Source organism: Devosia psychrophila (assembly GCF_000971275.1).
In the GTDB taxonomy this organism is placed as follows: domain Bacteria; phylum Pseudomonadota; class Alphaproteobacteria; order Rhizobiales; family Devosiaceae; genus Devosia; species Devosia psychrophila.
Window position 1 is genome coordinate 22,072 of the sequence record NZ_LAPV01000170.1, and the last position, 12,513, is coordinate 34,584.

Here is a 12,513-nt window from a genome sequence, read left to right on the forward strand (position 1 = left end):
CGTCTCAGGATGGATTCCGGCCTCCGCGGAATGACTCGATGGGAGATGAGAAGCAGGGTTCACACATGTCCTACATTACCGCCGCCCGCCAATCCCTCCATGCCCACAATCTCGCCGACGAAACCCAGCTCGTCCGAGACCTGATAGCGGCCACAGGCCTCGACGCTGCGGCGCGGCAAAGCATCTCTGCCCACGCCGAAAGTCTCGTTACCACCGTGCGCAAGGGCAATCGCCTCAGCCTGATGGAGAGCTTTCTCGCCGAATACGGCCTCGCCACCGATGAAGGCGTGGCGCTGATGTCCCTCGCCGAAGCCCTGCTGCGCGTACCCGATGCCGAAACCGTCGATGCCCTGATCCACGACAAGGTCGGTGGCTCCAACTGGGCCTCCCATTTCGGCGGCTCGTCCAACCAGCTCGTCAATTTCTCCTCCTGGGCTCTCAGCCTAACCGCCGACGTGCTCGGCGATCCCGAAGTCGGCCCCAAGAATGCCCTGCATCGCGCCATCGCCCGTCTCGGTGAGCCGGTCATTCGCACCGCCGTTGCACAGGCCATGCGCCTGCTCGGCAGTCAGTTCGTCTTCGGCCGCACCGTCGACGAAGCCATCCAGAACGCCAAAAAGCCCGAAGCCCTCGGCTATCGCTACTCCTACGACATGCTCGGCGAAGCCGCCCGCACCTCTGCCGATGCCGCCCGCTACTTCGACGCCTACGCCGCCGCCATTGCCAGCCTCGCCCCCCATTGCAAGGCCGCCTCGGTCCGCGAAAATCCTGGCATTTCGGTAAAACTCTCGGCGCTGCACCCGCGCTACGAGTTCGCCCAGCGCCACCGCGTCATGGCCGAACTGGTTGAATTGACTCGTAAACTTGCGCTCGCCGCCAAGACCGCCAACATGGGCTTCAACATTGACGCCGAGGAAGCCGACCGCCTCGATCTCTCGCTCGACATCATCGCCGAAGTCCTTGCCACGCCCGAACTGGCCGGCTGGGACGGCTTCGGCGTCGTCGTCCAGGCCTATGGCAAACGCGTCCTGCCGCTGATCGACTGGCTCGAAGCCACCGCAAAATCGCTCGACCGCCGCATCATGGTCCGCCTGGTCAAGGGCGCCTATTGGGATGCGGAAATCAAGCGCGCCCAAGTCCTCGGCCTCGACGGCTACCCGGTGTTCACCCGCAAGGCCTCCACCGACATCAGCTACATCGCAGCCGCCAAAAAACTCTTCGCCTCGCCCCACATCTACCCGCAGTTCGCCTCGCACAACGCCCACACCGCCAGCGCCGTGCTGCATCTCGCCGCCGAAGCCGGCCGCTACAATGACAGCTATGAATTCCAGCGCCTGCACGGCATGGGCGAGCGCCTCCACGAAGTCCTGCGCACCAATCACGGCACCCGCACCCGCATCTACGCCCCCGTCGGAGCCCACAAGGACCTTCTCGCCTACCTCGTCCGCCGCCTCCTCGAAAACGGCGCCAACGGCTCCTTCGTCTACCAGATCGCCGACGAAGACATCCCAGCTGCGACCGTGGCCAAAGACCCGATCGGCAAGACCCTGGCCCTCGACGCCATCCCCAATACGGCCATCCCTGCACCCAGCGCCATCTTCGGCCAACGCCGTAACTCGGCTGGTCTCGACCTCACCGACCCCATCGCCTTCCCGGCCATGAAAGCCGCCCGCGCCGCCTTCCAATCCACCCAGTGGCACGCTACGCCGCTTCTTACCCAGATCAACCCCCTCCCCAACCCTCCCCGCAAGGGGGAGGGTGCCGCATCGAGTTTCGGCCAAAATGCTGCCACAAACCCAGAGCGTCACCTCCCCCGCGACGAGGGAGGTTGGGAGGGGGTGCCGGTTGGCCCCAATGTCTTGACCAACCCCGCCGACCCCGCCGACCACCTCGGCACCGTAACCAACGCCACCCCCGACGACGTCACCGCCGCCATCGCCGCAGCCACCGTTTCCACCTGGCCCCAAACCCCCGTCGCCACCCGCTCCAACCTTCTTCGCGCCACCGCTGACCTTTACGAGCTCCACCGCCCCGAACTCTTCGCCCTGCTCGCCCGCGAAGCCGGAAAATCCTGGGCCGACGCCGTCGCCGAAGTCCGCGAAGCCGTCGACTTCCTGCGCTACTACGCCGAGCAAGTCGAGGGCCAAACCATGGCTCCCTCTCGCGGTCCCATCGTCGCCATCTCGCCCTGGAACTTCCCGCTCGCCATCTTCACCGGCCAGATCGCCGCGGCGCTCGCCGCCGGCAATCCCGTCCTCGCCAAGCCCGCGCCGCAAACCCCGCTGATCGCCTTCAGAGCCGTCCAGCTGATGCACGAGGCCGGCATTCCGCCTGATGCCATCCAACTCCTCCCCGGCGCCGGCGGGATCGGCACCGCGCTCACCGCCAATCCGTCCATCGCCGGCGTCGTCTTCACCGGCTCGCTCCCCACGGCCCGAAAGATCGACCAGGTGATGGCGGCCAATCTGAACCCCACCGCGCCGCTGATTGCCGAGACCGGTGGCCTCAATGTCATGATCGTCGACTCCACCGCGCTGCCTGAGCAGGCCGTGCGGGATATCCTCGCCTCCGCCTTCCAGTCCGCCGGCCAGCGCTGCTCGGCCCTCCGCGTGCTCTACATCCAGGACGACGCCGCCGACCGCACCATCGAAATGCTCAAGGGCGCCATGGACGAGCTAACCCTCGGCAATCCATGGCACCTGAGCACGGACATCGGCCCCGTCATCGACGAGGCCGCCCGTACCAAAATCGAAACCCACATCGACACTTACGAGCGCTCTGGGAATCTGATTCACCGCTTGAACGCACGAGGGGAGGGCACCTTCGTCGCCCCTGCCGTGCTCCGCATCAACGGCATCGCAGACCTCACCGAAGAGATCTTCGGCCCCGTCCTTCACGTCGCCACCTTCAGGTCCGACCAGATCGATCAGGTAATCGCTGCCATCAACGCCTCCGGCTTTGGTCTCACCTTCGGCCTCCACACCCGCATTTCATCGCGCGTCCGCCAGGTCTCCAACACAGTCCATGCCGGCAATATCTACATCAACCGCAACCAGATCGGCGCCGTCGTCGGCTCCCAGCCTTTCGGCGGCGAAGGCCTCTCCGGCACCGGCCCCAAGGCCGGTGGCCCGCACTACCTGCCGCGCTTCACGCTCGGGTACGGCCACGCCGAAATCGCCCCGCTGCCGCTGCCCGGCCCAACCGGCGAAAGCAATGTCATGCATACCGCACCGCGCGGTTCTCTCCTCTGCCTCGGCCCGACCACGTCCGACCAGCAGGCCCAGGCCACCATGGCCGCCATGCTCGGCAACACCGCTATACTTGCGGAACTGGACTTGCACGCCTTGAGCTATGTGAAAACCTTTGACGCCGTCGCCTACTTCGCCGACGACAGCACCCTCCGCGCCATCCGCATCGCCCTCTCAGGCCGCAGCGGCGCCATCATCCCACTGCTAACCTCGGCCGATGAGGGCAACCGCCTCCGCCTCGAACGCCACGTCTGCATCGACACAACGGCGGCGGGTGGTAATGCTTCATTGATGGCGCAAGCGGGGTAGAAGGAAGAATACCCCCACCTAGCCTCCCCCTGAAAAGGGGGAGGAATCTGGCCGGTGGTCGTCGCAAACCGTGCCCAAAACCCGATCGGATTCCTCCCCCTCATCAGGGGGAGGCTAGGAGGGGGTACCTACGAGGACTATTCCCTCAGTCGCCGCCAACAGCTCCTGCGAATAGGCCTCGACCAACTTCCCCTGCTTCAGCAACGCCACATCCGCCACCTCGACAATCCGCCCATGCCGCATCACGGCCAGTCGGTCGCACAGGAAGCTCACCACCGGCAGGTTGTGCGTTACCAGCAGATAGGTCAGCCCCTGTTCCCGCCGCAGCCGCTTGAGCAGGTTCAAAATCTCGGCCTGCACCGAAACATCCAGCGCCGACGTCGGCTCGTCCAGCAGCAGCACCTTCGGTTCCAGCATCAGCGCCCGCGCAATCGCCACGCGCTGCCGCTGCCCGCCCGACAACTGGTGCGGAAAGCGGAACCGGAACCGCTGGTCCAGCCCCACCGCCATGAGCATCGCCGCCACCCGCTCGCCGCGATTGCCCACGCCATTGATCGCCAGCGGCTCGCTCAGCGCCGCATCGATGGTCTTGCGCGGATGCAGCGACCCATAGGGGTCCTGGAACACCATCTGCACCTGCCGCGCCACCCGCCGCTCGATGCCATGCGTCCGTGGCCGTCCAAGCACCGATATCCCCCCCGTCCAGTCCGGCGCCAGCCCGGCAATGGCGCGCAAGATCGTCGACTTGCCCGAGCCGCTTTCGCCCACCAGCGCAAAGCTCTCGCCCTCGGCAATATCGAGATTGACCCCGTGCACGACCTTGCTGTCGCCATAGGAAATATCGACATTGTTGAGTTCTATCGCGCTCATGTGCCCGCCCATTGTGTCCGGTCGAGCACCGGCAGTTCGTCGCGTTGTTCATTGATGGTCGGCATCGCCGCCAGCAGCCCGCGCGTATAGGGATGGCTGGCATTTTCCAGCTCGCCCGCCGCGCATTCTTCCACCACCACGCCCGAATTCATCACCAGAATCCGGTCGCAGTAGCGCGACACCAGCCCCAGGTCGTGGCTGATCAGAATCAGACCCATGCCCTTGGTCGTCACCAGGTCGTCAATGATATCAAGCACCTGCGCCTGCACGCTGACGTCCAACGCCGAGGTCGGCTCGTCGGCAATCAGCAATTCCGGCTCCGGGATCAGCATCATGGCGATCATCACCCGCTGCCCCATGCCGCCCGAAACCTCATGCGGATACAACCCCGCCACGCGCTTCGGATCGTCGATCCGCACCGAGTCGAGCATCGCCCAAATCCGCTCGTTCACCTCGCGGCGCGGCAGCCGGGTGTGCGTCACGAGCGCCTCGCCGATCTGTTCGCCCACCGTCATCACCGGGTTCAGCGAAAACTTCGGGTCCTGCATCACCATGGAAATCCGCGCGCCGCGGATCGATCTCATCTGCTTTTCGCTCTGGCTCAACAGGTCGATTCCGTCAAATTCCATCCGGTCAGCCGTCACCAATCCCGGCTTGCGGATCAGCTTGAGGATCGACCGGCCCGTCATGGATTTGCCCGACCCGCTCTCCCCCACGATCCCCAGCCGTTCCTTGCCGACCGAGAACGAAATCCCCTTGACCACCTCGACCCGGCCGCGATGCGTCGGAAAACTGACCCGGAGATTTTTCACCGAAAGCAGTGGTTCTGCGCCTCCCTCCCCCTTGCGGGAAGGGAATGAGGGTGGGGGTGCTCCGTTCGCCATCACTTCCCCTCGCTCTTCGGATCGAGCACATCGCGCAAGCCATCACCGAGGAAACAAAACCCCAGGCTCACGATGATGATGGCAAAGCCGGGCATGGTCGCCACCCACCACTGGTCGAGAATGAAGGTGCGCCCACGTGAAATCATCGCGCCCCATTCCGGCAGCGGCGGCTGCGCCCCCAGCCCGATGAACCCCAGTCCGGCCGCGGTCAGGATCACGCCGGCCATGTCGAGCGTCACGCGCACGATCATCGAAGAGGTACACAGCGGCAAAATATGCTGCACGATGACCCGCAGCGGATTTGCCCCCTGCAACTGCACCGCCTGGATGAACTCCGCATTGCGGATCGTCAGCGTTTCAGCCCGGGCAATGCGCGCATAGGCCGGCCACGAGGTGATGGCTATCGCAATAATCGCATTGTTGATCCCCGGCCCCAGCGCCGCGACGAACGCCAGCGCTAGGATCAGCTTGGGCATCGACAGGAATATATCGGTAAAACCCATCAGCAGCCGATCGGTCCAGCCGCCGAAATACCCGGCCACCGCACCCACCAGCAGCCCCAGAGGCGCCGAAATCAGGGCCACCAGCCCGACGATGGTCAGCGTGATCTGGGACCCATAAATCACCCGCGAAAAGATATCGCGCCCCAGCTCGTCCGTGCCCATGAGGTTTACGCCAGACGGCGGCAGCAGCCGTGCCTTTAGGTTCTGTCCGGTCGCCGAAAACGGTGCAATCCACGGCGCAAAGATCGCCGTCAGGATCAGCACCAGGATGATCACCCCGCCCAGCGCCGACAGCGGATTGCGCAGCAGCGCCATGAACACCCGATAGGCCCGCCCCGCATTGGCCTGCCACAGCGAGGTCGGACTATCCTCAAGCAACCAGTCGCGTGTGCTTGTCATCAGCGGGCCCTCGGGTCGAGGACGCGGTACAGCACGTCCGAAATCTTGTTGATGAAAATGAACACCGCGCCGATCACCAGCGTCGAGCCGAGCACCGCATTCATGTCGGCGTTGAGCAGTGCCGTGGTCAGGTAATTGCCGATGCCGGGCCACGAAAACACCGTTTCGATCATCACCGAACCCTCGAGCAGCCCGGCATAGCTCAGCCCGATCACAGTAATCAGCTGGACCCTGATGGGATTGAACGCATGCCGCCAGATCACCACGCGCTCCGGCACGCCCTTGACCCGCGCCGTGGTCACGAATTCCTGGTTCAGCTGGTCCAGCATGAAACTGCGCGTCATGCGGGCGATATAGGCCAGGCTGAAGAAGCCCAGCACTGAAGCCGGCAAAATTAGGTGGGTGATGGCATTGAAGAAAATGTCGAACTCACCGGCAAGCAGGCTGTCGACCAGCAACAGCCCGGTCACCGGCGACACCAGCCCGTCATAGAAAATATCGAGCCGCCCCGGTCCGCCGACCCAACGCAGCCGGGCATAAAACAGCGCCAGCCCGACCAGCCCCAGCCAGAACGCCGGCATCGAATAACCCAGCAGGCCCACAATCCGGATGATCTGGTCGATCCAGCTGCCCTGCCGGCTGGCCGCGATGACACCGAGCGGCACGCCGACGACCACCCCGATGATGATGCCGATCGTCGCCATTTCCAGCGTCGCGGGAAAAAACCGACTGATATCCTCCACCACCGATCGCCCGGTCGAAACCGAGCGCCCAAGGTCGCCGGTGAACACCCCGACCACATAGCGGAAAAACTGCACCGGCAGCGGCTGGTCCAGCCCCATCTGCACCCGCGCCGCTTCATAAACCGCATTGGTCGCCCGGTCGCCCACCACGGCCAGCACCGGATCGATTGGGATCACACGTCCGATAAAGAAGGTGATGGCGAGCAGCCCCAGGAAGGTGAGGAAAACCGTCACCACAAATCCCGCGATTGCCGACACGCGACGACCCCATATCCGCTTTCTGTGCGAGGTCGGGGCAGGGGACAGAGCAATCTGCGGTTCAAGGCTCAAACGGAATTCCTTTTGCAAAAACAGGAATTTGCGCCCGCCAGACGACTCTCCAGCGGACTGTGAAGGGCTTCACATTTCGCTTTCACCATACAGAAAACTTTGCTTATATCAAAAAAATTATGGTGGTTGGATGACAAGCGGAGCGCTGGCCAAGGTCGAAAGTGGAGGGCACCCCAAGGTGGGTGCGCTCATTCGTGCCCGTCGCCGCCAGCAGCAGATGACGCTCGAAGCGCTGGGCAAAACCGCCGAAGTTTCGGTCGGTTATCTCAGCCAGGTCGAGCGCGATCACGCTACCCCGTCGCTGGGTACGCTGGCCAGCATCGCACGCGCCCTCGGCGTCGGCATCGACTATTTCGTTTCTGCCCCCAAGCCCGAAACCGCGCTGACCCGCGCCGCCGAGCGTAACCGCTTTTCGGTCGATGGCTCCTCCATCATCTATGAGCGCCTCGGCACCGATTTCCCGGGCAACATGCTGTCCAGTTTCGTGATGACGGTGCCGCCCGGCTATCGCTCTGAAACCGTCGCCCATGAGGGCGAGGAGCTGCTCTACGTGCTGGAAGGCGCCATCACCCAGCGCCTCGATGGCGAGGAAATGGAAATGTGCGCCGGCGACAGCCTGCATTTCCGCGGCAATCGCCCCCATTCCTGGTCAAACCACACTGACTTACCTGCGCGCCTGCTCTGGACCGGCACGCTCACCCTCTTCCGCTCCTCGGCCAAGCCCTCCCGGCAGGTCGCGGCGGCAGCAAAACCCGGCGCCAAGCCGGCAAAAAACAAGAAAATCGTCAAACCACAGGAGAAACGCTCATGAAGATGCTTCGCGCAGCTTTGCTTGCTACCGCATTGTCGCTTCCGCTCGTGGCCGGTGCCTATGCCGCGACCCCGGCCGATGCTCTGGTCATTGCCCAGAACATCGACGATATCGTCGCGCTCGACCCGGCTCAGGCCTACGAATTTACCTCGGGCGAGATCAACACCAACGTCTATGACCGCCTGGTCGGCTACGAGGCCGAGGACACCACGGTCCTGGCCCCCGGCCTCGCCTCCGAATGGGTGGCCGACGATGCCGCCAAGACCATCACCTTCACCCTGCGCGACGCGACTTTCGCATCGGGCAACCCGGTCCGCCCCGAAGACGTGGTGTTCTCGTTCAACCGTGTCATCACGCTGAACCTCACCCCCGCCTTCATTCTCACCCAGCTTGGCTGGACCCCCGAGAACATGGCCGACATGGTCAGCATCGCCGATGGCAAGGTGGTCGTGACGTATGAGGGCGATTTTTCCTCCGCCTTCGTGCTCAACGTACTGGCCTCGCGCCCGGCCTCCATTGTCGATGAAGTCCTCGTCACCGAAAATGCCGTTGGCGAAGACCTGGGCAATGCCTGGCTGAACACGCATTCCGCCGGCTCGGGCCCCTTCGTCATGTCCGATTACCGTCCGGCTGAAATCGTTCGCCTCACCGCCAACGAGACCTATTTCCGCGGCGCTCCGGCAATGAAGACCATCATCATCCGTCACGTTGCCGAAGCTGCCACCCAGCAGCTTCTGCTGACCTCGGGCGACGTCGATATCGCCAAGAACCTGACCCCTGACCAGATCGCCAGCCTGCCGGCCGACACCGTCAAGGTCGAAACCTTCCCGCAGGCCGCCGTCCACTTCCTGTCCTTCAATCAAAAGACCGAGTCGCTGACTCCCCCAGCCGTCTGGGAAGCCGCCCGTTATCTCGTCGATTACGACGGCATGACCGAGACTTTCCTCAAGGGCCAGATGGAAAAGCACCAGGCCTTCTGGCCAAAGGGCTTCCCCGGCTCCTATGACGAGACGCCATTCACCTATGACGTCGAAAAGGCCAAGCAGATCCTGGCTGACGCCGGCGTCGAGACCCCGATCAACGTCACCCTCGACGTGATCAACTCGACCCCGTTCACCGACATTGCCCAGTCGCTGCAGGCTGGCTTTGCCGAAGCCGGCATCAACTTCGAAATCCTGCCCGGCACCGGCGCCCAGGTCATCACCAAGTACCGCGAGCGCACCCATCAGGCCATGCTGCTGTATTGGGGCCCAGACTTCATGGACCCCCATTCCAACGCCAAGGCCTTCGCCTACAACTCGGACAATTCCGATGCCACCTACACCGCAACCACCACCTGGCGTAACGCCTGGGCCGTGCCCCAGGAATTAAACGACAAGGTCACCGCAGCCCTCGCCGAGCCCGATCAGGCCAAGCGCAACGAGGACTACATCGAGATCCAGAAGGAAGCCCAGGCCTCCTCGCCGATCGTGATCATGTTCCAGGCCGCCCTGACCATCGCCATGGCCAACAATGTGGATGGATACGTCAACGGCGCCACGTCCGACTTCGTCTACTACCGCCTTGTGACCAAGGAATAAGCTTGGAGCCGGCCCTCACTTCCTACCTTCTCCCCGCGGGAAAGGGTGCTAAAAGGGCGGATGAGGGGGCATTGCTTGAAGCCAATGCATCAGTCGACAATCCCTCCCCCCTTGTGGGGAGGGAGAGCGAGATAGGACTTAGCTTCAGCTAAGTCCGTGATCGAGCAGGGTGGGGGTGCGAGAGCCCTCATATAAGAGCCAAACCACCCCCGCCCAGCCTCCCCCTGATAGGGGGAGGAGCCGTCCGGAGCGTTTGGTATCATTGTGCCGCGGACGTGATGTTGCTCCTCCCCCTATCAGGGGGAGGCTAGGTGGGGGTACCCCCCTTCAAAAAACACTACGAGCCCCAAAAATGAGCAACCCGACTCTCACGACCCGCATGGCCAATCTTCGCGCCCGGATGACGGCGACCGAAACCGACCTCGTGGTCATCGGTCCGTCGAGCCACATGATGTACATGGCCGATCTCTCGCCCCACGGCGATGAGCGTCCGGTTTTTCTCATGGTCTCGCAGAGCTTTGCCGGCTTCCTGATGCCTGCGCTCAATGTCGACAGCGCCCGCCGGCACACCGATCTGCCCTTATTCCCTTGGGCCGATGCCGAGGGCCCCGGTGCTGCGTTGCAGGATCTGCTCAACGCCACCGGCGTGCCGCGCGTCAGCCCATCCATTGTCCTCGATGAAACCATGCGCGCCGATTTCGCGCTGCTGGTGCTCGATGCGCTGCCCGGCGCCAAGCGCCGCTTCACCACCGATACGGTCAGCTACCTGCGCTCGCACAAGGACGAGGACGAATACCGGCGCCTCAAGGCCGCCCACCTGCTCAATGACCGGGCTGTCGAGGCCGCCTTTGCCGCGCTCAAGCCCGGCATGACCGAACTCGACGTCGCTGCCCTCATTGGTGCCTTCTACAAGGAGAATGGCGCGACCACCGAATTCTGCTCAGTCTGTTTCGGCCCGAACGGCGCCTTCCCCCACCACCATACCGGGACGACCCCGTTACACCTGGGCGACGCCGTGCTGATCGATACCGGCTGCCGCCTCGATGGCTATCCTTCCGACATGACCCGCATGGGCTATCTTGGCTCCGCCCCCGAAGGTTACGGCCAGATCCACTCTATCATCGATCGCGCCGTCGATGCCGCCATTGCTGCTGCCAAGCCCGGTGCCCTGGCCAGCGAGGTCGACAAGGCCGCCCGCGATGTGATCACCGCCGCGGGCTACGGCCCCAATTTTCTGCATCGCACCGGGCATGGCCTCGGCATCGACGTGCATGAGACGCCCTACATCACTGCCACATCTGAAACCGTGCTCGAAGAAGGCATGGTTTTCTCAATAGAGCCAGGCATTTACCTACAGGGCCAGTTTGGCCTGCGCCTCGAAGAGATCGTCACTATCCGCAATGGTGTGGCGGAAGTATTCTCGGAAATGCCACGCACGGCCATCTCTGCAGGCGTCTGACGCGACGCGTGGTGCGGCATAGGGCCATGATATTTCGGCAGCGCTCTTGCATTGCTCAAAAAACGCAAATATTGCGTAGATCATGTGCAGGATATCCTCGTGACCCAGAAGCGTTCAAATCAGACTGACATAGCGCAAAGGCTCGGCGTGTCTGTAAGTACCGTCTCGCGGGCGCTGGCCAATGAGATTGGCATTAGCGACACTGTGCGGCGGGATGTGCAGCGGATGGCGCGGACGCTGGGGTACAAGTCCAAGCATAGCATGGCTGGGGCAGGTGGGGATAAACGGGCGGTGGCCTTAGTGCCACTGGGCAGCGCGACCAGTGGGTTGTCGGGTTTCTATTTCGGCATTGTCGAGGGCATGCGGGCGCAGGCCGCGGCGTTGGGCGTGGCGCTGGATGTGCGGCTGGTCAACGAGTCCGTGGTGACGCTGGACCTGATCAAGAAGCAGATCGCGCAGGCCGGGGCAGGTGGCGTGCTGCTGGCCGGCATCGATGCCTGGGACGAACTGGCAGCCTGGTCGGAAGAGGCAGACGTGCCGGTGGTGCTGGTCAACGGCAGCGATCCGGGTATGCGGGTCAGCTCGGTTTCTCCCGCCAACTTCTACGGCGCCTTCATGGCAACGCAGCGCCTGCTCGATGCCGGACATCGCAAAATCCTGCACTACACGCACAGCTACCGGCCGACAATTCGTCAACGCCAGCGGGGGTTTGAGACCGCAATCGGCCGGACGCCCGGCGCTATTGGCACCATCGTCAATACTGACCAACGGCTCACCAAGGAGTTGCTGGGCGATATCCTGGCAGGCCGTCATGACTTCACGGCGGCTTTCATCTGGAACGATATTGCCGCAGTCGAAATGCTTGAGGGCCTGTACGGGCCGCAAAGCCCGCTGCCACCGACGTTCTCGATTGTGGGCTTTGACGACCTGCCGCTGGCCAGCATGGCGACGCCACGGCTGAGCACGATCCGGGTGGATCGCGAGGCCATCGGGCGCGGCGCGGTGCGCCTGTTGGCCGAACATATCGATGGCGAGCGCGCAGTGCAGCAGCTCGAAATTGGTGTTACCATGGTCGAAGGCGAGACGGTTTTCGCTGTCTGACAAGCACCAGGATTCGGGGATAGGCCTCTGCGCCACGCGTTAACGCATTGTGCCCAAAATGTAGCGCACCCCCTCCAATTGGCTAGCGTTGAGTTAGCATTTCACTAGCCGTTTTGTAGCATGTCGTGACTTGTCCGCCGGGTAGGCCATTGGCTTTTCAACGCAAAATGAACAAAATTGCGTAATTTGCGTGATTTGCGCAAAATACTTGCGATTGCGCAAAATCTCCCCTAGCTTGGAGGGGCGTCACGAGGCGCCGGGCCGGAAACGACGGCC

9 protein-coding genes are annotated in these 12,513 nt (G+C 63.1%); 5 read left to right on the forward strand and 4 right to left on the reverse strand.

The annotated features are described in order from the left end of the window. Positions 1-65 precede the first annotated feature (65 nt). Positions 66-3,557: a bifunctional proline dehydrogenase/L-glutamate gamma-semialdehyde dehydrogenase PutA gene (putA, locus tag WH91_RS19285; RefSeq protein WP_046172640.1), complete on the forward strand. Its 3,492-nt coding sequence runs from the start codon at positions 66-68 to the stop codon at positions 3,555-3,557. A gap of 114 nt (positions 3,558-3,671) precedes the next feature. Here the strand turns inward: putA and WH91_RS19290 are convergent, their stop codons facing one another. From WH91_RS19290 to WH91_RS19305, 4 genes are read right to left on the reverse strand one after another with little or no spacing between them, the layout of a single operon-like run. Then, positions 3,672-4,427: an ABC transporter ATP-binding protein gene (locus tag WH91_RS19290; RefSeq protein ID WP_046172702.1), complete on the reverse strand. Its 756-nt coding sequence runs from the start codon at positions 4,425-4,427 to the stop codon at positions 3,672-3,674. Beyond that, positions 4,424-5,311, reverse strand: a complete 888-nt coding sequence (locus tag WH91_RS19295) for an ABC transporter ATP-binding protein (protein WP_046172641.1) — start codon at positions 5,309-5,311, stop codon at positions 4,424-4,426. Before WH91_RS19295 ends, WH91_RS19290 begins: the two co-directional genes overlap by 4 nt. Further along, positions 5,311-6,213: an ABC transporter permease gene (locus tag WH91_RS19300; protein ID WP_046172642.1), complete on the reverse strand. Its 903-nt coding sequence runs from the start codon at positions 6,211-6,213 to the stop codon at positions 5,311-5,313. Before WH91_RS19300 ends, WH91_RS19295 begins: the two co-directional genes overlap by 1 nt. Continuing rightward, positions 6,213-7,229: an ABC transporter permease gene (locus WH91_RS19305; protein WP_244542398.1), complete on the reverse strand. Its 1,017-nt coding sequence runs from the start codon at positions 7,227-7,229 to the stop codon at positions 6,213-6,215. The genes WH91_RS19300 and WH91_RS19305 overlap by 1 nt, the downstream gene beginning before the upstream one ends. A gap of 187 nt (positions 7,230-7,416) precedes the next feature. Here WH91_RS19305 and WH91_RS19310 point away from each other — a divergent pair, with 187 nt between their 5' ends. The 4 genes from WH91_RS19310 (at position 7,417) to WH91_RS19325 (ending at position 12,237) form a co-directional block, all read left to right on the forward strand. Then, the gene (locus WH91_RS19310) at positions 7,417-8,097 is read left to right on the forward strand and encodes a helix-turn-helix domain-containing protein (RefSeq protein WP_046172643.1); all 681 of its coding nucleotides are present in this window, start codon (positions 7,417-7,419) and stop codon (positions 8,095-8,097) included. Continuing rightward, entirely contained in the window at positions 8,094-9,677 is a 1,584-nt protein-coding gene (locus tag WH91_RS19315) for an ABC transporter substrate-binding protein (protein ID WP_046172644.1), read from the forward strand. Before WH91_RS19310 ends, WH91_RS19315 begins: the two co-directional genes overlap by 4 nt. A gap of 352 nt (positions 9,678-10,029) precedes the next feature. Beyond that, positions 10,030-11,136, forward strand: a complete 1,107-nt coding sequence (locus WH91_RS19320; protein ID WP_046172645.1) for a M24 family metallopeptidase — start codon at positions 10,030-10,032, stop codon at positions 11,134-11,136. Positions 11,137-11,235: 99 nt separating this feature from the next. Further along, on the forward strand, positions 11,236-12,237 hold the full coding sequence (locus tag WH91_RS19325; protein ID WP_158409613.1) for a LacI family DNA-binding transcriptional regulator: 1,002 nt from the start codon (positions 11,236-11,238) through the stop codon (positions 12,235-12,237). Positions 12,238-12,513 lie beyond the last annotated feature (276 nt).

Bases quoted from the DNA above. Each gene is read 5' to 3' on its own strand.
- putA (WP_046172640.1), top strand. From the start codon at position 66: ATGTCCTACATTACCGCCGCCCGCCAATCCCTCCATGCCCACAATCTC.
- WH91_RS19290 (WP_046172702.1), bottom strand. From the start codon at position 4,427: ATGAGCGCGATAGAACTCAACAATGTCGATATTTCCTATGGCGACAGC.
- WH91_RS19295 (WP_046172641.1), bottom strand. From the start codon at position 5,311: ATGGCGAACGGAGCACCCCCACCCTCATTCCCTTCCCGCAAGGGGGAG.
- WH91_RS19300 (WP_046172642.1), bottom strand. From the start codon at position 6,213: ATGACAAGCACACGCGACTGGTTGCTTGAGGATAGTCCGACCTCGCTG.
- WH91_RS19310 (WP_046172643.1), top strand. From the start codon at position 7,417: ATGACAAGCGGAGCGCTGGCCAAGGTCGAAAGTGGAGGGCACCCCAAG.
- WH91_RS19315 (WP_046172644.1), top strand. From the start codon at position 8,094: ATGAAGATGCTTCGCGCAGCTTTGCTTGCTACCGCATTGTCGCTTCCG.
- WH91_RS19320 (WP_046172645.1), top strand. From the start codon at position 10,030: ATGAGCAACCCGACTCTCACGACCCGCATGGCCAATCTTCGCGCCCGG.